Origin of the sequence: Pseudomonas sp. (genome assembly GCF_046581935.1) — a bacterium.
GTDB lineage: Bacteria > Pseudomonadota > Gammaproteobacteria > Pseudomonadales > Pseudomonadaceae > Aquipseudomonas.
In genome coordinates this window covers 45054-67443 of record NZ_JAYGFK010000012.1, presented here as the reverse complement: position 1 = coordinate 67443, position 22390 = coordinate 45054, and the positions used below count along the sequence as shown (strand labels likewise).

The window sequence follows — 22390 nt, the reverse complement described above, 5'->3', positions numbered from 1 at the left end:
GTGTGGATTAGTGAGCTGCGCCACCCGTTGCGCCGGCTGGCAGTTTACGGGTCAGCAGCACCGCAATCATGCTGACGCCAAGGGCGATGCCGATGCAGTGGAAGGCGTCATTGTAGGCCATGATCGCCGCTTGCTGATGGGTGATCTCGCTGAGCTTGGCCAGGGCGGCCGTCTCACTGCCGAGTTTTTCCGTCAGCAATGTCAGGCGTTCGGCAACCTGTGGATTGCTTGGTACCAGAGATTCACGCAGGTAGTCGAAATACACTTTGGCCCGGCTGTCGAGCAGGGTGGCGAGCAGGGCAATGCCGATGGCGCCGCCGAGGTTACGCAGAATATTGAACAGGCTGGAGGCTGAGCCAGCGTCTTGCGGCATCACGTAGGCGGTGGCGATCAGCGAAATGGTCACCATCACCAAGGGTTGTCCGAGCGCGCGGATGATCTGGATATGGTTGAACTGCTCGCCGGCAAAGTCCGGATTGAGTACACCAGAGAGGAAGCTGGCTCCACCGAACAGGCCAAAACCAATGGCGCAGAGCCACTTCGGGGAAATCTTTTTCATCATTAACGGTACGAAAGGGATGAGGAATAGTTGCGGTACGCCCATCCACATAATCACTTCGCCGATCTGCAGTGCGTTGTAGCCCTGAATTTGTGCCAGATACAGCGGCAAAACATAGATCGAGCCATATAAGCCCATGCCCAGGCCGACGCTGGAAATACTCGACAGCCCAAAGTTGCGCTCGCGCAACACGCCGAGATTGATCAAGGGATTGGGGCGAGACACCTGCAGAATGACAAATAGCACCAGACTGATGGCGGCAATGCTGCCCAGGCCGCTGATCAGGTTCGACTCCAGCCAGTCCTTGCGATGGCCTTCCTCTAGAAATACCTGCAGGCAGCCGAGCCCTAGGCCGAGGGTGAGAATGCCGGCGTAGTCAGTGCTTTTCAGCATGTCCCAATTCGGCGCTTTCTTTTCTAGGCCATAGAGCAGCCCGGCAATCATCAGCAGGCCTGGTGGCACGTTGATGTAGAAGATGTATTCCCAGCCGAAGTTTTCGGTCAGCCAGCCGCCGAGCGTAGGGCCGATTGACGGTGCGAAGGTCGCTGTCAAGGCGAATAGCGCCATGCCTTTGGCGCGGTGATGCTCCGGTAGTTTGATCAGCGTCAGGGTGAACGCCAGTGGGATCAGCGCGCCGCCGGTAAAGCCCTGCATGGCGCGGAACACGATCATACTCTCCAGGCTCCAGGCCAGTGAGCAGAGCAGTGAGGAGAACAGAAAGCCGATGGATACCCACACGGCCAAACGTCGGGCCGAGAGCAGCTGCACCAGCCAGGCGGTGAGCGGGATCATGATGATCTCCGCGACCAGATAGGAGGTGGAAATCCACGAGCCTTCCTCTAGGGTGGCCGATAGCGCGCCCTGGATGTCCTTGAGTGAGGAGTTGGTGATCTGGATATCCAGCACCGCCATAAAGGCACCGAGCATGGCGCTCATCACCGCGATCCAGTCACGTCGGCTCGGTTCACCCGTCGGGCGGATCAGCGAATCACCGGTCATGTTGTGGCTCGGACTGCAGGTCGACCTTGACCTCGACCGACATGCCCGGGCGAATCAGGCCCTTGAGCGGATTATCCGTAGCAAAGGTCAGTTTCACTGGGATGCGCTGCACCACCTTGGTGAAGTTGCCGGTAGCGTTGTCTGGCGGTAGCAAGCTGAACTGCGCGCCAGATGCTGCGAACAGGCTGTCAACACGGCCTTCAATTGGCGTGTCAGGGAAGCTGTCGAAGATTAGCTCGGCTTTTTGCCCGGGGCGCATGTGGCTGATCTGGGTTTCCTTGAAGTTGGCCTGAATCCAGATTTCCTGGTCTGGTACTAGTGATAGCAGGTAGGTGCCGGTCTGCACGATTTGTCCATTACGCGCAGAGCGCTGTCCTACAAAGCCGCTGATCGGTGCGTGGATTTCGGTACGCGTGAGGTTCAACTCGGCTTGTGCCAGGTCGCTACGCGCGCTGGAGATCTGTGCTTCCAGGCGCTTGATATCAGCATTGAGGGTGTTGACTTGTTGGCGTTGTGATTGCAGGTCGGCCTGGGCTTTGTTGACTTGTGAGCGAGCAATGCGGCTATCGGCTGCCAGCGTGGTGACGCGTTCTTCGGAAACGAAACCGGGCTTGCGCAGGGTTTGTGCGCGCGACAGGTCAATTTTCGTCCGCCCGAGGGTGGCTTCGCTAGCGGCGACATCCGCCTGGCTGGCGGCGATCAAGCTGGCTTGTTGTTCCAGCGTGCTACGTGCCTGGCTTAACTCGGCCTCACGGGTGGCCAGGGCGGCCTCGGCACGTTGCTTGGCTAGCTCAAAGTCGGCACGCTCGAGTACCAGAAGCAGCTCGCCTTTTTCGACGTGTTGGTTGTCCTGTACCAATACCTGCTCAACGCGTGCGCCAAGCTGGCTTGATACTCGAGTGATTTCACCTTGCACGTAGGCGTTGTCAGTACTTTCGAGGTGGCGGCCGATTAGCAGCCAATGGCCAAACAGGCTTGCGGCAATAAGGGCGAGGATGATCAGGAAGACAAAAAGACGGCGTTTCAGTTGGGCGGGCATGGCTGTAGCTCGAAGTTCGGGCAAAAAATGTCAGTAAATTTAACAGTGTTCCTTATGTGTCAGTAGTCGTTAGACTTCATAAACTTTGTTGCTTATAGGGAACAATGATGGGGCTGGATGATGCGCTGATCTTTACTCGGGTGGTCGAGTGCCACAGTTTTACCCTGGCAGCGCAGGGGTTGGGCATGCAGAAATCGACGGTTAGCCGGCGTATTGCATTGCTTGAAGAGCGCTTGGGTGTGCGCTTGCTCAATCGCACCACGCGCAAGCTGCGCTTGACCGAGGTGGGGCAGGCTTATTACGAGCGTTGTCGGCAAATCATGCTTGATTTTGCTGAGGCCGAGCAGGCGGTAATGCAGCTGCAGCAAGAGCCGTCAGGTTTATTGCGAATTACCGCGCCAATTGAGTTCGGTCAGCTATTTCTTGGTCGTGTGCTCGGCGACTTTATGCGTTTGTATCCGCAGATTAATGCTGAAGTTGAGCTGACGTCGCGGCACGTTGATCCGGTTGAGGAAGGGGTGGATATTGCCATTTTGGTCGGGCAGCCACAGGACTCCACGCTGATTGCACGCAAGATGTTTGAGACCAGCCGGCGGCTGTATGCAAGCCCCGATTACCTGGCTTTGCATGGCACACCGCAAACGGTTGGCGAGTTGCTGGCGCATCGGGCGGTTTTGCTGCCCAGTGACTCTTCACGTTATTGGCCGTTACTTGGCGAAAGCATCATTTGCCAGCGCGTGTTGTCGTGCAACAACATCACCTTTGCCCGTGAGGCTGTATTAGCGGGTGCGGGAATTGCAGGTTTGCCGATAATGATCAGTACCCTGGCAGTGGCTGAAGGGCGACTGGTTGAGCTGTTGCCAGAGGCTTCTTTGCCGGTCGGCGAGTTGTATGCGGTCTACCCGTCGCGGCGCTTTCAGGCGATGAAGGTGAAAACCTTTCTGGACTTCCTGATGAGCCGTTTGCCGCTGTCAGATGGTCGTTTGCTGGAGACTGCCGCGTCTGGGCTGGTAATATTGCCGCCTTAATTGTCTTCGTTTCACTTCTTCGAGACTCACCATGACCCCCGTTCGCACCCGTATCGCGCCATCTCCTACCGGCGATCCGCACGTAGGTACTGCCTATATTGCTCTGTTCAACCTGTGCTTTGCCCGTCAGCACGGTGGCGAGTTCATCCTGCGTATCGAAGACACTGACCAACTGCGCTCCACGCGTGAGTCGGAGCAGCAAATTTATGACGCGCTGCGCTGGCTGGGCATCGAGTGGAGCGAGGGGCCGGATGTTGGCGGTCCGCATGGCCCGTATCGGCAGAGCGAGCGCGGCCATATCTACCAGAAGTACAGTGCTGAATTGGTCGAGAAAGGCCATGCCTTCCACTGTTTTTGCAGCCCAGAGCGCTTGGATAAAGTGCGTGCTGAACAAATGGAAGCCAAGCAGACGCCGCGTTACGACGGCCACTGCATGCACCTTGCTGCTGATGAAGTAAGTCAGCGCCTGGCGGCGGGTGAGCCGAACGTAGTGCGCATGAAGGTGCCGACCGAGGGTGTTTGTGTTGTGCCGGATATGCTGCGTGGCGAAGTGGAGATCCCGTGGGATCGCATGGACATGCAGGTGTTGATGAAGACCGATGGCCTGCCGACCTACTTTCTGGCCAACGTGGTCGACGATCATTTGATGGGCATTACCCACGTGCTGCGCGGCGAAGAGTGGCTACCGTCTGCGCCGAAACTGATCCTGCTCTACGAATACTTCGGCTGGGAGCAGCCGCAGCTGTGTTACATGCCGCTGCTGCGTAACCCAGATAAGAGCAAGCTATCGAAGCGCAAGAACCCGACCTCAATCACCTTCTACGAGCGTATGGGCTTTCTACCGCAGGCAATGCTCAACTACCTCGGCCGAATGGGCTGGTCGATGCCTGATGAGCGCGAGAAGTTCAGCCTCGATGAGATGGTTGAGCACTTTGATATCAATCGGGTCTCCTTGGGTGGACCTATCTTTGATCTGGAGAAACTGTCCTGGCTCAATGGGCAGTGGATGCGTGATCTGAGTGTCGAAGAGTTTGCTGCCGGTGCGCAGAAGTGGGCTTTCAACAGCAATTACCTGATGCAAATTGCGCCGCACGTGCAGGGTAGGGTGGAGACGTTCAGTCAGATTGCACCGCTGGCCAGCTTCTTCTTTGCTGGCGGACTGACCCTGGATGCCAAGCTGTTTGAACATAAGAAGCTGTCGGCTAATCAGGTGCGCCAGGTCATGCAGCTGATTCTGTGGAAGCTTGAAGCGCTGCGGCAGTGGGAAAAAGACCAGATTACCGCCAGCATCCAGGCTGTGGTTGAACACCTGGAGCTGAAGCTACGTGATGCCATGCCGCTGATGTTTGCAGCGATTACCGGCCAGGCCAGCTCCGTGTCGGTGCTGGATGCCATGGAAATCCTCGGTCCGGACCTCACCCGCTTCCGTCTGCGTCAGGCCCTTGAGCTGCTCGGTGGTGTGTCGAAGAAAGAAAACAAAGAGTGGGAAAAACTGCTAGCCAACATCGCCTGATCCCTGGGGCGACCGCTGGTCGCCTTGTGGCGGCCTGCCGGAGTTGGGTAAGTGGTTGTTCTGTCAGCATAAAAAATAGGCTTCAAGGTAAAAATAATGTTGACAGCTGCGGGGCACGCTCTTAACATGCGCCCCGTCCTTGCGATGGGGGTATAGCTCAGCTGGGAGAGCGCTTGCATGGCATGCAAGAGGTCAACGGTTCGATCCCGTTTATCTCCACCAATTTTGCAGTAGTAACTGCCACGGGCCAGCGTAAGCTGGCCTTGTTTTTCGAAGGTTTCGTCCCCTTCGTCTAGTGGCCTAGGACACCGCCCTTTCACGGCGGTAACAGGGGTTCGAGTCCCCTAGGGGACGCCATTTTTGCCCGCCTTGCGGGATTTTGAAGGGTCATTCTTTATTGAATGGCCCTTTTGTTTTTCTACCTCCCCAAAAATATTGAACCAAGACTGCCGCTGTCGTTTGGTTGATTTTTTATGGGCGCTGCCGTTGCGTATGTGCGCGGTGCGGGCAGGGCGCAGACGCCTTGTCCGGCAGCTAGAAAGAGACGCTAGTGCTGCTGGCATCAATAAGTCAGGCGTCGTCCAAGGTGCTGACTTCATAACTGGCCACCCTGTTACGTCCGGCCGCTTTGGCCTGATAGAGCGCCTGGTCGGCATGGCGCAGCAATTGCTCGCGGTCGCTACTTGTATCGGGAATCAGCGCGTAGACGCCAATGCTCAGGCTTAATCTGATGCTTGTGTTTTGCTGTACGCAGGGATGATTGGCCAGGTCTTCACGTACTTGCTCAGCCAGATCCAGTGCGCCATATAGGTCGGTATCACAGAGCACGGCAGCGAACTCTTCGCCACCAAAGCGCACTAGTAGATCATTGCGGCGCATGCGTTGTTGCATGCGTCGGGCGGCGTGCTGCAAGCATGCGTCACCGATTAGGTGGCCGTGTTCGTCGTTGACCTTCTTGAAATGGTCGAGGTCCATCATCAACACGGCAATAGGCCGCTGGCTGCGTTTGGCTTGCGCCAGCATGCGTTCCAACTCATCGTTTAGTACCTGGCGGTTGAATAGACCGGTCAGGTTGTCCCGACGGCTCAGTTCGGCCAGTTGCTGGTTGGCTGTGGAAAGCTCCTGCAGGGTCTGTTGCAGTGAGGCGGTGCGCTCTTCTACGCGGGTTTCCAGTCCCTCGTTGATCTGGCGTTGTAGCTCCAGTCTTTTTGCCTGTTCCACGCGCAGCTGCTGTTCGTTGGCAAGTAACTGAGCCTGAGCCAGTTGCTGTGCGCTTTGTGCTAAGCGGATGCGCGAACCGAGGGCTATCGAGAAAATCACCAGCTCAATAAGGCTACCGATCTGCTGGGCGTGTAGGGTCAGGAGCGAATTGGCAATCAGACCGGTGCCGCTGAGTACGCTGAACAGGCTGGCGGTTATCAAGGCGGACCAGCCCAGGGCAAACAACTTGGCCGGAGGATAACCATCACGCCAGCGCAGGGCGGTGAAGAAGACGCCAACGATTGCGCAGGCAATCAACAAAATAAAGCTACCGATCAGCGCTAGCGTGTAAGGCGCTGTCAACGCTGCGGCCATTACCAGTAGGCTGCAGCCAAGCAATATTCGAGTAATCCACGTGTAGGCGGGGTGCCGGGTCTTGAGGTCCAGTACGCCATAGGCGAAGAGTGTGCCGAATAGGGTCGCCAGTGCCGAGCTGAATGGGAAGCTCATTTGCTGCCATGTCAGTGAGTTAGGCCACAGCCACTGCAGAGCAAAACCCAATTGGATAAATTGGTAGAGGCTAAAGCTGGCGACAAATAGGCTGTACCACAGGTAGTTACGGTCGCGGGTGATGAGGAAAATCGACAGGTTATAAATCATCATCACCAGCAGTGCGCCGAAGAACAGCCCCTGCAGCAGTAGCATGCGCTGCTCGTGATGGTTGAATGCTTGGGCGCTCATCAGGCTGGCGCTGAGGTTGGCTGAGCCATCGGTCTGCATGCGCAGGATCAGTTCGCGCTCTTCGTTGGCTGCCAGGCTGAACGGCAAAACCAGTTGCCGGTGGTCAATCCAGCGCTGATGAAAGGGCCGCTGATCACCTGCCTGATACACCCGGTCACCCTCCAGGCCGTAGGCATCCAGTGAGTCTAGGAGTGGGTTGCCGATCAGTAGCACCCAGTTGATGGTTCTGTCAGTGGGGTTGTGCAGGGTAACTCGAAGCCAGTAAGCCTGCTTGCTGTAGCCGAAGCTGGCGTCACGGCGAGCTACTGCTTGCCAGGCTGATTCTGGTAGCTGGCGAACGCTGTTTATATCCGCCAGGCCTGTCGGGTCCGCCCAAAACTGCATGTCCGGGCCTGGCAATATGGCTGAGTCTCGCTCCGTCAGAGGCAGGCTGGCGGCTTGTCCCAGTGCGGGTAGCAACAGCAATAGAAGGACGCGCAGCAGTACAGTCAAAACGGGTTTCTCATGACGAGGGTGTTGGCGGGTGCCGCAAGGGTGCATTATTGCGCGGCCTTATGACATACCGATAGCTTAACCAGGGTTGCTATGAACCAAAATTTGCTGCACTGCCATGCCCGTCGCGATGAATGCCTGCAGGTGTTGGCCGCTGATTTGTTGGCACAAATTCAGCTCACGTTGACGCAGCAAGCCCGCGCAGGGCTGTTACTGCCCGGTGGTAGCAGCCCGCAGGCCTTGTTGCCGTTGCTGGCTCAGCAACTGGATGGCAATTGTGTCGACCTTAGCCCAAGTGATGAGCGCTGGGTGCCGGCGCAGGCAGCTGAGAGCAATTGGCAGTTGTTACGTCAGGGGCTGCCGCGCGCCAACTGTCTAGACCCGCGCCAGGGCGCAAGCCGCGAGCAAGCCGCAGCGGCCTGGGCTGAGCAGCTACGTGGTTGGTTGCCATTCAGTGCTGTGTTGCTGGGGATGGGAGAAGACGGGCACATCGCCTCACTATTTCCGCATATGCCTGGATTGACGGCGGCATTGGACCCGCACGCAGTGCCGGGCGCGCTTGCCGCGCAGGCCCCCCAAGAGCCTCGTGAACGGCTGTCGTTGAATCTGGCCATGTTGCAGCGAGGGCAATGGCTGGGGTTGCTGGCATTCGGTGCGCGTAAGCGCGAGTTGATCGATGCTGTGTTAGCTGACCAACCCTCTGTGCATGACTTGCCCTTGTACGCTTGGTTACAGCGCAGCCCCTTGCCGGTACGTATTTACTGGGCACCTTGAGAGGCTGCTAAGGTTTGCTGTGTTAAACAGGCGGTAACGCGGTCTATCAAAATCCTCATTTACTAGTCGTTAACGCTGCTGACACGCCGCGCAATGCTTCTCACCTGTTTTGTCTGCATGCATCTCGCTCACAAGCCCTTGCATAGGCACTAAGCCGTTACACTGCGAGTCTGTACCTCGCAGATAAAGGGAACCGTTATGTTGCATCCGGTTGTTGAGCAGGTTACCGCCGCCCTTGAGCAGCGTTCGACTAAGCGCCGCGAGCGTTATTTACAGCGTTTGGCGCAAGCTGCTGCCCGTGATCCACACCGCGCGCTGGGCTGTTCCAATCTGGCTCACGCATTGGCCGCGCAACCCGCTGATGCACGATTGATCATGAAGCAGGGCGGCTCGCCGCATGTTGCGATTATCTCCAGCTATAACGACCTGCTCTCGGCCCATGCCCCGCTCAGGGATTATCCCGAGCGCCTCAAGGTGGCGCTGGCCAAGGCCGGCGCGACTTCGCAGTTTGCTGCCGGGGTACCGGCCATGTGCGATGGCATCACCCAGGGCGAGGGCGGTATGCAGTTGTCGCTGTTCTCGCGCGATTTGATTGCCCAGGCCGCCGGCATTGGCCTGACCCATGGGATTTTCGACGGTGCGCTGTACCTTGGGGTGTGCGACAAGATTGTCCCTGGGCTCTTGATCGGCGCGCTGCATTTTGGCCATCTTCCGGCTGTGTTCGTGCCCGCCGGTCCCATGCAATCAGGCTTGCCGAATAAAGAAAAAGCCGCCGTGCGTCAACGTTATGCCCGTGGCGAAGCCAGCCGTGATGAGCTGCTGGCTGCCGAGCTGGCGGCTTATCATCAGGCTGGTACCTGCACTTTTTACGGCACGGCCAATACCAACCAGCTGCTAATGGAGGCCATGGGTTTGCATGTGCCGGGCAGTGCTTTTATTCATCCCTATACACCGCTGCGTGATGCGCTGACCGATGAGGCGGCGCGTCTGGTGGCGCACAACAGTCGTCAGGGTGAGCGCTATCTGCCAGTTGGTCAGCAGATTGATGCGCGGGCGTTGATCAACGCCGTGGTGGCCTTGCTCGCCAGTGGTGGTTCGACTAATCACACCCTACACCTACCCGCAATTGCCCGAGCGGCGGGCTATGAGCTGAACTGGGATGATTTTGCCGCGCTGTCCCGGGTGGTACCGCTACTGGCGCGGGTATACCCCAATGGCGCGGCGGATGTGAATCAGTTCCAGGCTGCCGGCGGGCCGGCCTGGCTATTACGTGAGCTGCTTGGTGCTGGCTTGCTGCATGACAATGTGGCCACCGCTGCCGGACATGGCTTGCATGCCTATACCCGCGAACCCTGGTTGGATGGCGAGCGTCTGACTTGGCGCGACTTGCCAGCACAGAGTCCGGCCCCGGACATTGTCCGGCCGGCGGCTGAACCGTTTGCCGAAGAAGGTGGGCTGGTGTTGCTAACAGGCAACCTGGGCCGTGGGATTGTGAAAACCTCGGCAGTCGATCCGGCGTTCTGGCAAATTCGCGCTCAAGCACGCATCTTCGATTCGGAAATTGCCGTACAGGAGGCTTATACCGCTGGTGAGCTGCAAGGTGACCTGGTGTTGGTGGTGCGCTTCCAAGGCCCACAAGCGAATGGCATGCCGGAGTTGCACAAGTTGATGCCCTTGCTGGCCAACTTGCAGCTAGCTGGCCAGCGTGTGGCTTTGGTGACTGATGGGCGAATGTCTGGGGCTTCAGGGCAGGTTTTCACGGCTTTGCACGTGACGCCAGAAGCTGCAGCGGGTGGGCCGCTGGCGCGTTTGCAAGATGGCGACTGGTTGGTGCTGGATGCACAGCATGGCCTGTTGCAGGTAGAGCTAAGCGAACAGCAACTTGCTGCACGGCCACTCACCTCTGCCAGTACCGAGTTGGAATTGGGTTATGGTCTGGAAATGTTTGCCGCGCAGCGTCGCTTGGTCGGCTCGGCTGAGCAGGGTGCCAGCAGCTTGTTTGAAGAATAAGCGTGAAGATGAATCTTGAGAGCGGGGAGCAAAGCATGAGCCTGACGATGGATGCGGTGTTGCAACAGGCCCGCCCGGTATTACCGGTTTTGGTTATCGAAGACATCAGTTTGGCGGTGGCCTTGGCCCGCGCGCTGCACGCCGGTGGCATTCGCGTGTTGGAAGTGACCATGCGCACGCCTCGGGCGCTGGACGCGCTGGCAGCCATGCGTAAGGAGCTGCCGGATCTGTTGATTGGCGCGGGTACGGTGATTCACGCCGAGCAATTCATCGAAGCCCGCGATGCGGGCGCGCAGTTTGCCGTCAGCCCCGGCTGCACCGAGCGCCTAGCATCTGCGGCTGAAGATTCTGGCCTGCCCTATCTGCCTGGGGTGATGACGCCGTCTGAAGTGCTGATGGCGTTGGAGTTCGGCTACCGTTCGCTGAAGCTTTTTCCGGCTGACGGTGCCACGAGCATCAAAATGCTCAAGAGCTTTAAAGGGCCGTTCACTGGTATTCGTTTCTGCCCAACCGGTGGAGTAACTCCGGATAATTTGATGAGCTTCCTGCGCCTGCCCAATGTGGCCTGTGTCGGGGGGACCTGGGTTGCGCCTAGCAACTTGGTGCGCGCTCGCGCCTGGGATCAGATTACCCAGTTGGCCGCTGAAGCGCTTGCCTTGGCGGGTAGCCAGGAACAGCCCAAATGAGTTGGGAGCTGAGCAATCCCTTTGTCATCGATATCCAGGTTACTGCGGACGATATCGATGGTCTTGGGCATGCCAATAACGCCGTCTATGTCAGCTGGCTGGAGCGCTGCGCTTGGCGGCATTCGCAGTTTCTGGGGTTGGACCTGGTTGAGTACCGTCGGCTGAATCGCGCCATGGCCGTGCTGCGTCATGAAATCGATTATCTGGCCAGTGCCTATGAAGACCAGCAGCTGCAGATGGCGACATGGATCGTCGAGTCGGATCAGCGCTTGAAGATGGATCGGCGCTTTCAATTAATCCGGCCAGCCGATGGCGTCACCTTGCTGCGGGCGAAAACCACGTTTGTTTGCATTGAGCTGTCTAGCGGCAAGCCCAAGCGCATGCCTCGCGAGTTTGTTGAGGGGTATGGCAGGGCGTTGCCATCCGCTTTCCCGTTGGGGTTGTAGCGTTCAATTTACTTGCGGGGCGAGGAACAGTGCATCGTTGCGATAGACGAGCTGAAAGTAGCGGGTCTCGCCTGGTTGGATCAGTATCGATTGGGCATTTTGCAGCGGTATCTGCGCACAGTAGCCGGTTGGCTCCAGTTGCAAGAGCAGGCCGACTTCTCCCGCCGGGACCTGTAACTCTAAGGTTTCGCCGAGCGGTACTCTGGCATTCAGTTGCTCATCCACTTGCAGCGCCACATCGCAGGCGTTGGGTGCATCCTTATCGCGACTGATGATCAGCCGTGCCGGGATACTTGAACTCAACACATGCTGCGTTGGGCTGGGGATCGGTGGATTGGCTTGGGAGGCGAGGGTGCTGAAGCCTAGCAGCAGGCTTGCGAGTAGCCGTGCGATACGCATGATGTGTCTCCTGACGTGGTGCCTGTGCTGTATGGACTGGTGATTGGCGCTCTGCGTTCCCCCGTTTGCTACTTCTTGCTGGATATCTGTACGCGTACACTACGCGGCGTTTTTTGTGGTCCGCCATCCATGGCGGCCACCCCTCCGGGGCCGTTGCTGTGCAACGTCAATTATTGCTCCCGGCAACTTTTCGAGAGCTGACTTATGCAAATCGCCCTGGCCCCGATGGAGGGGTTGGTCGACGAAATCCTTCGCGATGTACTGACCCGAGTGGGCGGTATTGATTGGTGCGTGACGGAATTTATTCGGGTAACTGAGCGGGTATTACCCGCCAGCACCTACCAGAAGCTCGCGCCTGAGCTATTCAGCGGTGCGCAAACGGCAGCGGGCACGCCGCTGCGCGTGCAGTTTCTGGGTTCTGATCCCGCTTGTTTAGCCGATAACGCTGCCTTTGCCTGCACGTTGGGCGCACCCGTTATCGACCTCAATTTTGGCTGTCCTGCCAAGACGGTAAACAAGTCCCGTGGTGGCGCGGTATTGCTCAAAGAGCCCGAGTTGCTCCACGCCATCGTCCGCGAGGTGCGCCGCGCAGTGCCGGTGGCGATCCCGGTAACGGCGAAAATGCGCTTAGGTTTTGACCATAAGGACTATGCCCTGGAGTGCGCTCAGGCTTTGGCTGAGGGTGGCGCGGCGCAAATTGTGGTGCACGCGCGGACCAAGGTCGAAGGTTATAAGCCGCCGGCGCATTGGGAGTGGGTGGCGCGGGTGCAGGATGCAGTTAAGGTGCCGGTGTTCGCCAATGGCGAGATCTGGACGCTGGATGACTGGCGGCGTTGTCGCGAGGTCAGTGGCGTCGAAGACATCATGCTTGGCCGTGGCCTGGTGGCACGCCCCGACCTGGCTCGGCAGATTGCCGCCGCCAAGGCCGGGCAGGTGGTGGTGGCCATGAGTTGGGCAGAGTTGCAGCCGCTGTTGGCGGACTTCTGGCTGCAGGCGCGGCGCAAAATATCGCCACGCTATGCGCCAGGGCGGCTCAAGCAATGGTTGGCTATGTTGACCCGCAGCTATCCGGAAGCCACCGAGCTGTTCAACTTGCTGCGCCGCGAGAGCGACTGCATGCGTATCGATGCCCTGCTCGGTATCGACTTTCTCGACTCCGGGTGCGTCGAACAGGCCAGCGCCTGAGCGTTTCCCCTTAGAACCTGTTTACGATCTCGCGAGCTAGAGTCATGTAAGGCAAAAACAGGCGAGGAAGCGGACTGCGCTCGTCCGCAAGTGTGCTGTTGTACATGAGCATTCCGACTGGGCTCGCATCCGAGCCTGTTTTTAACGCAGCAGGGCCGACGCGCAGCAGATCGTAAATAGGTTCTCAGCGCCCGCCGCTGACATCCAGTAGCGCACCGTTGGTATAGGACGCCTGCTCACTGGCCAGCCAGAGAATAGCTTCGGCCACTTCACTGGCCAGGCCGCCACGGCCCATGGGCACGCCCTGGCTGACCCGCGCAACGCGCTCCGGCTCACCACCGCTGGCGTGAATTTCAGTGGCAATCACGCCGGGGCGCACCGCGTTGACGCGAATGCCATCCGCTGCCACTTCTTTGCTCAGGCCTAGGGTCATGCTGTCGATTGCGCCTTTGGCGGCGGCGTAGTCGATGTACTCGCCGGGTGAGCCAAGCCGTGCGGCCGCCGATGACAGGTTGACGATGGCACCGCCGTTGCCGCCCTGGCGCGTCGACATGCGTTTAATCGCCTCGCGACAGCAGAGAAAACTGCCAAACACATTGGTCGCAAACACCCGTTGCCAGCGCGCCAGCTCCATCTGCTCCAGGCGCATTTGGGTTTCCAGTATGCCGGCATTGTTGACCAGCACATCGAGACGGCCAAAGCGCTGATCGATGTGGGCGAATAGCTGCAAGACTTGGCTTTCGTCTGCTACGTCAGCCTGCACGGTGATGGCCTGACCGCCGGCTGCGATGATTTCCTCTGCCAGTGCGTCAGCTGTCGCTCGCTGGCGTTGGTAATTCAGGCAGAGCGTATAGCCCTGGGTAGCAGCCAGTCTGGCGGTAGCGGCACCGATGCCGCGGCTGGCGCCGGTAATCAACATGACTTTGGTCATTACGCATTCTCCCTGTAAAAAATTTACCGAAGGCTTGAAATCTACCTGAGTAACCACATTTTCAGTGATGTGGGATGCCGAAGTCGGGTCCTGCGCTTAATCACTCGCTGAAATTCAGGAGATTTATCCATGAGCACCGCATTTTCCATGACCCCACTGTTCCGTCAGTCCGTTGGCTTCGACCGTTTTAACGATTTGTTCGAGTCGGCCATGCGCAACGAGGCAGGCAGCAGCTACCCACCTTATAACGTCGAAAAGTACGCAGACGACCAATACCGCATCGTTGTCGCCGCTGCTGGCTTTCAGGAAGACGACCTGGAGCTGCAAGTCGAACGCGGTGTGCTGACCGTGAGTGGCGGCAAGCGTGAAGCCAGCGCCGAGAACGTCACCTACCTGTATCAAGGCATCGCTCAGCGAGCGTTCAAACTGTCATTCCGGTTGGCCGACCATATCGAGGTCAAGGCAGCCAGTTTGGTCAACGGCCTGCTGAATATCGATTTGCTGCGCATCGTACCGGAAGAGGCCAAGGCCAAGCGCATCCCGATCGGCGCGAGCCGCACTGTGCTGCAGAGCTAAGAGCGCGTCTCTGCTCGAGGCAGCCTTACGTTACCAACCAGAGCACCTGCGGGTGCTCTGGTTGTTTTACCGGCTCGTCGATCTACAGTTGTCGTGTAGCAATTGACGAAACTGCTCCAGCGGTACCGGTTTGCTGAACAGATAGCCTTGGTAGTGGTGGCAGCCTTGTTGCTGCAGGAACGCCAACTGTTCGGTTTGCTCAACCCCCTCGGCAATCATGTCTAGGCCCAGGCTGCGTGCCATGGCAATGATGGCGCGGATGATCTCGGCATCGTTGGCATCTTGGGTGGCATCGCGCACGAAGGATTGATCGATCTTCAGTACATCCACCGGTAAGCGCTTGAGGTAGGTCAGCGAGCTGTAGCCAGTACCGAAATCATCCATGGCGAAGGTTACGCCGAGGCGCTTTAGTCGGTTCATTTTGGCAATCGTGTCGTCGATATTCTGGATAACGATGCCTTCAGTGATCTCCAGCTTGAGCATCTTCGGTGGCAGTTGGCTGTTGTTCAGGCAGCTTTCTACTCGCTCAACAAAGTTGTTCTGACGGAACTGTCGTGGGCTGATATTCACGCACAAGCTGAACTGCGCGGCGTCGACCATGCCCTGTTGAAGCAGTTGTGCGCAGGCGTGGCAGGCTTCAGCGAGCACCCAACCGCCGACTTCGAGAATCAACCCGCTTTCCTCAAGAATGTGAATAAACAGTGCCGGTGATTGCGCGCCCAGTGTTGGATGCATCCAGCGCAGTAGGGCTTCAGCGCCGATGATTCGGTTGTTGCGGGCGTCGACCTGGGGTTGAAAGTGCAGTTCAAACTCGCCGCGTGCCTGGGCCAGACGCAGGTCGTTCTCCATACGCAGGCGTTCGCTGGCCGCTTTTTGCATGGTGTCTCGGAATAGCTGGATGCAGTTACGTCCGGAGTCCTTGGCTCGGTAGAGCGCGATATCGGCTCGTTTGAGCAAATCTGATGGGGTATTGCCATGGTCGGGGATCAGCGCAATACCGATGCTTGGCGTGACTTGCAGTTGTTGACCGTCAAGCAGCATCGGTTCTGCCAGCAGGTTGCGGAGTTTTTCCGCCAGGCTGCGAACCTGGCTGACCACTGCTGAGCGTTTGCCTTCCAAGCCCGAAATCAGCACAACAAACTCATCGCCGCCTAAGCGTGCCACGGTGTCTTCCTGGCGCACGCTGGCTTCCAAACGTGCAGTCACCAGCTTGAGCACGGCATCACCCACCGGGTGGCCGAGTGAGTCGTTGATGTGTTTGAAGTGATCAAGGTCGATAAACAGCAGTGCGCCGCGTAGATCGTGGCGCTTGAGCAGGGCGATCTGTTGGGTCAGGCGGTCGAGCAGCAAGGCGCGATTGGGCAGGTTGGTCAGCGAGTCATGGTAGGCCAGGTGTTGCACTTGGGCTTGGGCGTTTTTTAGCTCGCTGATATCCCGTGCGGTTAGCAACAGGCAGGGCGTGTTGTCGAGCTCAATGGGTTCGACCGATACCTCGACCAGCTTGATCGTGCCGTCGCGGTGTTTACCGTGCATCTCCATGTGGTAGACATGGCCGTCGCGCATAAGCCGTTCGATCATAAGCTGGCGCTCTGACATGTCAGCCCAGACGTTCAGCTTCATGGCGCTACAACCAATGACTTCTTCTGCTTTGTAGCCGGTCAGCCGGCAGAAGCCGTCATTGACCTCGATATAGCGGCCACTGTCGCGCTCGGTAATGGTGATGGCGTCTGGGCTTGAGTGAAATGCCAGGGCGAATTTCTCTTGGCTGGCCTGCAATTGTGCTTGGGCTTTCTGCCGTTCGCTGATGTCGCGAAAGGTGGTCAGAATGCAGCGTTGGTTGCTAACAAGCACAACCCGTGAAGAAACCACGCAGGTGATGATGCCGCCTTTTTTATCGCGGTAGTCCGCCACCTCGTTGTGCAGCATTTGGTTGCGTTTAAGTTTCCCTGCTAGGCGGTTGCGTTGATTCAGATCCGCCCAAAATTGCAGGTCGGTCATCTTGCGCCCGACCACTTCCTCTGGTTGCCAGCCAAAGGTCTGACTAAAGCTGGAGTTGACCTCTAAGGTCAGGCCGTCTGGTAGCGTTGTCAGCGTGATTGGGTCAGGGCTGGCTTGGAATAGGCTGGCAAATTTGGCTTCCGAGGCGGTCAGGCTCTGCTCTCTGAGTACACGCTCACTGATATCGATAAGAATTCCAGCCATGCGCTCGGGCTTGCCATTGGCATCCCGGTAGAGCTTGGCGGTGCTCTCAAGGTAGTGCACCTCCTGGTTGGCGTGGATCGCTCGATAGGTGACTTGGTAATCCTCGGTCAGGCCCTGGGCTAGGTCATTGAAGTGCTTACGCATGGCATGGCGATCTTCCCGTGGCACGAAATTAAAGAATTTGCGGAAGTCGTCATGAAAGGGGGATTCTTCGAGGCCTTGCAATTTCGAGGCGCGGGCCGAGCCGAACAGCATATTGCTGGGTATATGCCAGTCCCACGTGCCTAGGTCTGCTGAGTCCAGCGCTAGATTGAGGCGTTCTTGGCTGTCTCTTAATGCCTGCTCTTGAGCGCGTTGCTGGGTTATGTCGCGCAGCGAAAGTACCAGGCAGGTTTTGCCCTCCAGGGTGATTTCGCCACCAAATAGCTGGTTGTAAAGGAGGCTACCATCACGATGGTAAAGCGACACTTTCAGTCCGCTTAGTGCACGGTTTTTTATGGCGTCCATCATTCGCTGGCGATCATCCGGACGCTCCCAGAGGTTCATCTCTAGCGAGGTTCGGCCGATAACTTGCGCGCTGGTCCAACCAAACTGGCGTTCAAAACCTGCGTTAACTTCAATAAAGCGGCCGCTGGCCTTATCGGTGATCACTAGCGCGTCTGGGCTGTGGTTGAAGGCTTGGGCGAACTTATCCTCACTGCTACGCAGTGCCTGTTCCTTGGCTTGCTGACTGGTGATGTCGCGGATTACACCTATTACTCGCTGTTTGCCATCGGCATCCAGCTGCAAGCTGCCGCTGATTTCCAGCCAATGCAGGCTGCCGTCAGGCCAGAGAATACGATGGCTAAAGGCACGGTTGGTTGGGTTGCCGGCGAGTAACTGTTCGAATAGCTTGAGGACTTCGGCGCGATCTTCAGTGGGGATCAGTTCGATGTAGTCAATCTGTTTTCGCAGTGGGCGGGTCGGGTCAAGACCGAATAAGGCCTGTGCTCCGCGTGACCAACTGACCCGGCCGCTTTCGATGTCCCAGTACCACGTGCCGAGGTTGGCACCGTTGAGTGCACGTAGCAGGCGTGGAGCATCATCCCAGGTGCTTTCAAATTCGGTGGGATCTGATGCTGGGATAAACGGCAGTGGAGGGTTGCGATCACTGGGTTCGGCCACGAGCAACTCTTCCTTTATAAGCGTGGGTTTCGTGGCAGTTGGCTGAGCAACTAAACGGAATCATGCAGAAACCTTTTTTATCGTTATAGACCCACGTTAGCCCTTACTCGCTTGCTAGTGCAAGGCCGTCGCGTTGGGCATCGAGCAGGTTCATAAAGGCCCGTGCGGCATTCGATAAGGTGCGCTCGGTGTGGCTTATATAGCCCAGTTGGCGGGTCAGTTGAATGCCAGGTAATGGCAACCTCGCCACTTGTTCGTCGAGCATAGTGCGCGGCAACACGCTCCAGGCCAGGCCGATGGAGACCATCATCTTGATGGTTTCCAGGTAGTTGGTACTCATGGCGATGTTCGGCGTTAGCCCTTGAGTCTCGAAGAGGCGGCGTACGATGTGGTGGGTGAAGGTGTTGCCACCGGGGAATACCGCCGGATGGTGCGCAACATCTGTCAGGCTGACTGCACCATTACGTGCCAGGGGGTGCTCGGGGGCAGCGACAAAATCCAGTGGGTCGTCCCACACCGCCACGGCATGCACTGGCTCGCGGGTTTCCGGGGCCAGGGTGATCACCGCCAGCTCGGCGCGGCCATGCAGCACTTCTTCATAGGCCACCTCCGAGTCGAGGAATTGAATATCCAGCGCCACCTGCGGGTGCGCCCGAGTAAAGGCGCGCAGTAGCGGTGGTAGGCGATGCAGGCCGATATGGTGACTGGTGGCCAGGGTCAGGCGACCGCTTATCTCGCCATTCAGGTTGGTCAGCGCACGGCGCGTATCATCCAGCACATTGAGAATCTGGTACGCACGCGGTAGCAGGGCGCGCCCGGCCTCGGTCAGGCTGACTTCGCGGCCCAGGCGGTCGAACAGGCGCACATTAAGCTGGTGCTCCAGGCTGGCGATGCGCTTGCTCACTGCTGGTTGAGTCAGGTGCAAACGCTCCGCTGCCTCGGAAAAACTACCCAGCTCGGCGATGGCAATAAATGCATTGAGGGTGGCGAGATCCATGCGGTGAGTCCTGGCAGCGAGTGCTAAGTGTTTGAGAGAGTCGCAGTTGTAACCTAACTGTATTCCCGTTTGGAATTCTTTGAATGAAAAATATGAATTTGAGTAATTTCAAGCAAGCCCATACGATTGTCACATAAGCCAAAGGGCTATTCGCCCAGGCATAGAAACACGCTGATGAGGGAAAGCTGATGGCTGGCAAAACGCTCTACGATAAGCTCTGGGAAATGCACGAGGTAAAACGTCGTGACGATGGTTCGTCACTGATCTACATCGACCGGCATATCCTCCATGAAGTGACCTCGCCGCAGGCCTTTGAGGGCTTGCGTCTGGCTAGCCGTAAGCCGTGGCGCATTGATGCCAACATCGCCACTCCGGACCATAACGTGCCGACCACCAAAGCCGAACGTCAGGGCGGTCTGGAGGCCATTACTGATGAAGTCTCGCGTATTCAGGTGCAAACCCTGGATGAAAACTGCGATGACTTCGGCATCCTCGAGTTCAAGATGAACGACGTGCGCCAAGGCATCGTTCACGTGGTTGGCCCAGAGCAGGGTGCGACCTTGCCGGGCATGACCGTGGTCTGCGGTGACTCGCACACCTCCACTCACGGCGCATTCGGCGCGCTGGCCCACGGTATCGGCACCTCCGAGGTCGAGCACGTGCTCGCGACCCAGTGCTTGGTGGCGAAGAAAATGAAAAACATGCAAGTGCGCGTCGAAGGCACGTTGCCATTCGGCGTCACTGCCAAGGACATCGTGTTAGCTGTAATTGGCAAGATCGGCACCGCAGGCGGCAACGGCCACGCGTTGGAATTCGCCGGTAGCGCTATTCGCGATCTGTCGCTGGAAGGGCGCATGACCATCTGCAACATGTCTATCGAGGCCGGTGCTCGTGTTGGCTTGGTGGCGGTGGATGAGAAAACCATCGCTTACGTCGAGGGTCGTCCGTTCTCCCCGAAAGGTGCGGATTGGAGCAATGCTGTGGCGCAGTGGCAGGACCTGGTGTCCGATGCGGATGCTGTTTTCGATACCGTAGTAGAGCTGAAAGCCGAAGACATCAAGCCGCAGGTCAGCTGGGGTACTTCGCCAGAAATGGTTTTGGCCGTCGATCAGAACGTGCCGGACCCAGCTGTTGAAAACGATCCGGTGAAGAAGGATTCGATCACGCGCGCCTTGAAGTACATGGGCTTGCAGGCCAATCAGGCGATTACTGACATCCAGCTGGATCGCGTGTTTATCGGCTCCTGCACTAACTCGCGTATTGAAGATCTTCGCGCCGCCGCTGAAGTGGCCAAGGGCCGTAAGGTTGCCGCGACCATCAAGCAGGCGATGGTGGTGCCAGGTTCTGGTCTGGTTAAAGCCCAGGCAGAGAAAGAAGGGCTAGATAAGATTTTTATCGAGGCCGGTTTTGAATGGCGTGAGCCGGGCTGCTCCATGTGCTTGGCGATGAACCCGGACAAACTCGGCAACGGCGAGCATTGCGCGTCCACCTCTAACCGTAACTTCGAAGGCCGTCAGGGGGCCGGTGGGCGTACCCACTTGGTCAGCCCCGCGATGGCCGCAGCGGCGGCAGTGACCGGTCGCTTTATCGACGTGCGCGAATTGATCCAGGCCTAAGGAGCTGACGATGAAGGCTTTTACTCAACATACCGGCTTGGTCGCTCCACTGGATCGCGCCAACGTCGACACCGACCAGATCATCCCCAAGCAGTTTTTGAAGTCGATCAAGCGTTCTGGTTTTGGCCCTAACTTGTTCGATGAATGGCGTTATCACGATGTAGGCCAGCCCAATCAGGACAACTCCAAACGCCCGGTTAACCAGGAATTCGTGTTGAACTTCCCGCGTTACCAAGGTGCCAGTGTGCTGCTGGCGCGGGAGAACTTCGGTTGTGGTTCGAGCCGTGAGCATGCGCCATGGGCGTTGGAAGAGTACGGCTTCCGCGCAATCATCGCGCCGAGCTTTGCCGACATCTTCTTCAACAACAGTTTTAAAAACGGTCTACTGCCGATCATCCTCAAGGAAGAGGAGGTCGATGCGCTGTTCCAGCAAGCGGAAGCCACAGTTGGCTATCAACTGACCGTCGACCTGGCCGCGCAAACCGTGACCCGTCCGGATGGTGTGCAGTACAGCTTTGAGGTCGATGCCTTCCGCAAGCATTGCCTGCTCAATGGTCTGGACGATATCGGCCTGACCCTGCAGGACAGCGATGCGATCAAGACTTTTGAAAGCACTTATCAGCAGCGCAGCCCTTGGCTGTTCGGCGCAATCAAGTAATCAGCGGGCGAGTGCATCCGTCACTCGCCGAATAATGAGTTGAGAAAAGCATGTCCAAGCAGATTCTGATTCTCCCCGGCGACGGTATCGGTCCGGAAATCATGGCCGAAGCGGTCAAGGTGCTGACCCTGGCCAACGATAAGTACAACCTGGGTTTCGAGCTGAGCTTCGATGACCTCGGTGGCGCGGCTATCGACCGTTACGGCGTGCCGTTGGCTGACGAAACCCTGGCCCGCGCCAGAGCGGCCGATGCGATTCTTTTGGGCGCTGTCGGTGGCCCGAAGTGGGATGCGATTGATCCTGCCATTCGTCCTGAGCGCGGCCTGCTGAAGATTCGTTCGCAGCTGGGGCTGTTCGGCAATCTGCGCCCGGCGATTTTGTATCCGCAGTTGGCTGGGGCTTCCAGCCTCAAACCGGAAATCGTTGCCGGTCTGGATATCCTTATCGTGCGTGAGCTGACCGGAGGCATCTATTTCGGCCAACCGCGCGAGAGCAAGGTGCTGGAAAACGGCGAGCGCATGGCCTATGACACCCTGCCGTACAGCGAGAGCGAAATCCGCCGGATCGCCCGCGTCGGCTTTGATATGGCCCGCGTACGTGGCAAAAAACTCTGCTCGGTGGACAAGGCCAACGTGCTGGCCTCCAGCCAGCTGTGGCGTGCCGTAGTTATTGAAGTGGCCAAGGATTACCCAGACGTTGAGCTCAGCCACATGTACGTCGACAACGCCGCCATGCAACTGGTGCGCGCGCCGAAGCAGTTCGATGTGATGGTTACCGACAACATGTTTGGCGACATCCTGTCGGATGAAGCGTCGATGCTGACCGGCTCCATCGGCATGCTGCCGTCCGCTTCGCTGGATGCCAACAACAAGGGCATGTACGAGCCGTGCCACGGCAGCGCACCGGATATCGCAGGGCAGGGCATTGCCAACCCGTTGGCGACCATCCTCTCGGTATCGATGATGCTGCGTTATAGCTTTAACCAGTCGATTGCGGCTGATGCCATTGAGTTGGCTGTAAGCAAAGTACTGGATCAGGGCTTGCGTACTGGCGACATTTACAGCGCGGGTACGACCAAGGTCGGTACGGCGGCTATGGGTGATGCGGTAGTCGAAGCGTTGCGCAGTCTGTAATCTTTCTGGCCCGCCGGACAGTCTCCGGCGGTCAGCTTATAT

18 protein-coding genes and 2 tRNA genes are annotated in these 22390 nt (G+C 57.8%); 13 read left to right on the top strand and 7 right to left on the bottom strand.

Annotated features, from left to right (window positions below):
- Positions 1-7 precede the first annotated feature (7 nt).
- A complete protein-coding gene (locus VCA57_RS08085; RefSeq protein ID WP_411184935.1) occupies positions 8-1498 on the bottom strand; it encodes an MDR family MFS transporter in 1491 nt (496 codons plus the stop codon).
- A 49-nt stretch (positions 1499-1547) separates the two neighbouring features.
- Positions 1548-2597, bottom strand: a complete 1050-nt coding sequence (locus tag VCA57_RS08080) for an HlyD family secretion protein (protein ID WP_411184461.1) — start codon at positions 2595-2597, stop codon at positions 1548-1550.
- A gap of 107 nt (positions 2598-2704) precedes the next feature.
- Here VCA57_RS08080 and VCA57_RS08075 point away from each other — a divergent pair, with 107 nt between their 5' ends.
- The 4 genes from VCA57_RS08075 (at position 2705) to VCA57_RS08060 (ending at position 5495) form a co-directional block, all read left to right on the top strand.
- Positions 2705-3625 (top strand): LysR family transcriptional regulator, encoded by a 921-nt coding sequence (locus VCA57_RS08075; protein ID WP_411184460.1) that lies wholly within the window; start codon positions 2705-2707, stop codon positions 3623-3625.
- Between the two features lie 31 nt (positions 3626-3656).
- A complete protein-coding gene (gene gltX, locus VCA57_RS08070; RefSeq protein ID WP_411184459.1) occupies positions 3657-5138 on the top strand; it encodes a glutamate--tRNA ligase in 1482 nt (493 codons plus the stop codon).
- 146 nt (positions 5139-5284) lie between these two features.
- Positions 5285-5360 (top strand) — tRNA-Ala (locus VCA57_RS08065).
- Positions 5361-5419: 59 nt separating this feature from the next.
- Positions 5420-5495, top strand: a tRNA-Glu gene (locus tag VCA57_RS08060).
- A gap of 213 nt (positions 5496-5708) precedes the next feature.
- Here the strand turns inward: VCA57_RS08060 and VCA57_RS08055 are convergent.
- Positions 5709-7571: a diguanylate cyclase gene (locus VCA57_RS08055; RefSeq protein ID WP_411184458.1), complete on the bottom strand. Its 1863-nt coding sequence runs from the start codon at positions 7569-7571 to the stop codon at positions 5709-5711.
- A gap of 93 nt (positions 7572-7664) precedes the next feature.
- Here VCA57_RS08055 and VCA57_RS08050 point away from each other — a divergent pair, with 93 nt between their 5' ends.
- The 4 genes from VCA57_RS08050 to VCA57_RS08035 all read left to right on the top strand — a co-directional run bounded on the left by VCA57_RS08050 (position 7665) and on the right by VCA57_RS08035 (position 11487).
- On the top strand, positions 7665-8345 hold the full coding sequence (locus tag VCA57_RS08050) for a 6-phosphogluconolactonase (protein WP_411184457.1): 681 nt from the start codon (positions 7665-7667) through the stop codon (positions 8343-8345).
- 201 nt (positions 8346-8546) lie between these two features.
- Positions 8547-10355 carry a phosphogluconate dehydratase gene (gene edd / locus VCA57_RS08045; RefSeq protein WP_411184934.1) on the top strand — a complete coding sequence of 603 codons (1809 nt, stop codon included), beginning with the start codon at positions 8547-8549 and terminating at the stop codon, positions 10353-10355.
- Between the two features lie 35 nt (positions 10356-10390).
- Positions 10391-11041, top strand: coding sequence for a bifunctional 4-hydroxy-2-oxoglutarate aldolase/2-dehydro-3-deoxy-phosphogluconate aldolase (locus VCA57_RS08040; RefSeq protein ID WP_411184456.1), 651 nt, complete (start codon positions 10391-10393; stop codon positions 11039-11041).
- Positions 11038-11487: an acyl-CoA thioesterase gene (locus VCA57_RS08035; protein WP_411184455.1), complete on the top strand. Its 450-nt coding sequence runs from the start codon at positions 11038-11040 to the stop codon at positions 11485-11487. The genes VCA57_RS08040 and VCA57_RS08035 overlap by 4 nt, the downstream gene beginning before the upstream one ends.
- Before the next feature lie 3 nt (positions 11488-11490).
- On the opposite strand, the gene VCA57_RS08030 is transcribed toward VCA57_RS08035, so the two are convergent.
- Positions 11491-11886, bottom strand: a complete 396-nt coding sequence (locus VCA57_RS08030) for a hypothetical protein (RefSeq protein WP_411184454.1) — start codon at positions 11884-11886, stop codon at positions 11491-11493.
- 204 nt (positions 11887-12090) lie between these two features.
- Here VCA57_RS08030 and VCA57_RS08025 point away from each other — a divergent pair, with 204 nt between their 5' ends.
- Positions 12091-13071, top strand: coding sequence for a tRNA dihydrouridine synthase (locus VCA57_RS08025; RefSeq protein ID WP_411184453.1), 981 nt, complete (start codon positions 12091-12093; stop codon positions 13069-13071).
- A gap of 184 nt (positions 13072-13255) precedes the next feature.
- Here the strand turns inward: VCA57_RS08025 and VCA57_RS08020 are convergent, their stop codons facing one another.
- Complete coding sequence (locus VCA57_RS08020; protein WP_411184452.1) at positions 13256-14002, bottom strand: SDR family oxidoreductase; 747 nt, start codon at positions 14000-14002, stop codon at positions 13256-13258.
- A 129-nt stretch (positions 14003-14131) separates the two neighbouring features.
- Here VCA57_RS08020 and VCA57_RS08015 point away from each other — a divergent pair, with 129 nt between their 5' ends.
- Positions 14132-14578 carry an Hsp20 family protein gene (locus VCA57_RS08015; RefSeq protein WP_411184451.1) on the top strand — a complete coding sequence of 149 codons (447 nt, stop codon included), beginning with the start codon at positions 14132-14134 and terminating at the stop codon, positions 14576-14578.
- Positions 14579-14644: 66 nt separating this feature from the next.
- On the opposite strand, the gene VCA57_RS08010 is transcribed toward VCA57_RS08015, so the two are convergent.
- Together VCA57_RS08010 and VCA57_RS08005 are read right to left on the bottom strand one after the other, a co-directional pair.
- A complete protein-coding gene (locus VCA57_RS08010; protein ID WP_411184450.1) occupies positions 14645-17944 on the bottom strand; it encodes a PAS domain S-box protein in 3300 nt (1099 codons plus the stop codon).
- Between the two features lie 103 nt (positions 17945-18047).
- Positions 18048-18941 (bottom strand): LysR family transcriptional regulator, encoded by an 894-nt coding sequence (locus VCA57_RS08005; protein WP_411184449.1) that lies wholly within the window; start codon positions 18939-18941, stop codon positions 18048-18050.
- A 188-nt stretch (positions 18942-19129) separates the two neighbouring features.
- Here VCA57_RS08005 and leuC point away from each other — a divergent pair, with 188 nt between their 5' ends.
- Genes leuC through leuB form a run of 3 tightly spaced genes read left to right on the top strand, consistent with a single transcriptional unit; the run spans position 19130 to position 22348 of the window.
- Entirely contained in the window at positions 19130-20557 is a 1428-nt protein-coding gene (gene leuC, locus VCA57_RS08000) for a 3-isopropylmalate dehydratase large subunit (RefSeq protein WP_411184448.1), read from the top strand.
- A gap of 10 nt (positions 20558-20567) precedes the next feature.
- Positions 20568-21215 carry a 3-isopropylmalate dehydratase small subunit gene (gene leuD, locus VCA57_RS07995; protein WP_411184447.1) on the top strand — a complete coding sequence of 216 codons (648 nt, stop codon included), beginning with the start codon at positions 20568-20570 and terminating at the stop codon, positions 21213-21215.
- 50 nt (positions 21216-21265) lie between these two features.
- Positions 21266-22348 carry a 3-isopropylmalate dehydrogenase gene (gene leuB / locus VCA57_RS07990; RefSeq protein WP_411184446.1) on the top strand — a complete coding sequence of 361 codons (1083 nt, stop codon included), beginning with the start codon at positions 21266-21268 and terminating at the stop codon, positions 22346-22348.
- Positions 22349-22390: the final 42 nt, after the last annotated feature.

Bases quoted from the DNA above. Each gene is read 5' to 3' on its own strand.
- VCA57_RS08080 (WP_411184461.1), bottom strand. From the start codon at position 2,597: ATGCCCGCCCAACTGAAACGCCGTCTTTTTGTCTTCCTGATCATCCTC.
- VCA57_RS08075 (WP_411184460.1), top strand. From the start codon at position 2,705: ATGGGGCTGGATGATGCGCTGATCTTTACTCGGGTGGTCGAGTGCCAC.
- gltX (WP_411184459.1), top strand. From the start codon at position 3,657: ATGACCCCCGTTCGCACCCGTATCGCGCCATCTCCTACCGGCGATCCG.
- VCA57_RS08050 (WP_411184457.1), top strand. From the start codon at position 7,665: ATGAACCAAAATTTGCTGCACTGCCATGCCCGTCGCGATGAATGCCTG.
- VCA57_RS08040 (WP_411184456.1), top strand. From the start codon at position 10,391: ATGAGCCTGACGATGGATGCGGTGTTGCAACAGGCCCGCCCGGTATTA.
- VCA57_RS08035 (WP_411184455.1), top strand. From the start codon at position 11,038: ATGAGTTGGGAGCTGAGCAATCCCTTTGTCATCGATATCCAGGTTACT.
- VCA57_RS08030 (WP_411184454.1), bottom strand. From the start codon at position 11,886: ATGCGTATCGCACGGCTACTCGCAAGCCTGCTGCTAGGCTTCAGCACC.
- VCA57_RS08025 (WP_411184453.1), top strand. From the start codon at position 12,091: ATGCAAATCGCCCTGGCCCCGATGGAGGGGTTGGTCGACGAAATCCTT.
- VCA57_RS08020 (WP_411184452.1), bottom strand. From the start codon at position 14,002: ATGACCAAAGTCATGTTGATTACCGGCGCCAGCCGCGGCATCGGTGCC.
- VCA57_RS08015 (WP_411184451.1), top strand. From the start codon at position 14,132: ATGAGCACCGCATTTTCCATGACCCCACTGTTCCGTCAGTCCGTTGGC.
- VCA57_RS08005 (WP_411184449.1), bottom strand. From the start codon at position 18,941: ATGGATCTCGCCACCCTCAATGCATTTATTGCCATCGCCGAGCTGGGT.
- leuC (WP_411184448.1), top strand. From the start codon at position 19,130: ATGGCTGGCAAAACGCTCTACGATAAGCTCTGGGAAATGCACGAGGTA.
- leuD (WP_411184447.1), top strand. From the start codon at position 20,568: ATGAAGGCTTTTACTCAACATACCGGCTTGGTCGCTCCACTGGATCGC.
- leuB (WP_411184446.1), top strand. From the start codon at position 21,266: ATGTCCAAGCAGATTCTGATTCTCCCCGGCGACGGTATCGGTCCGGAA.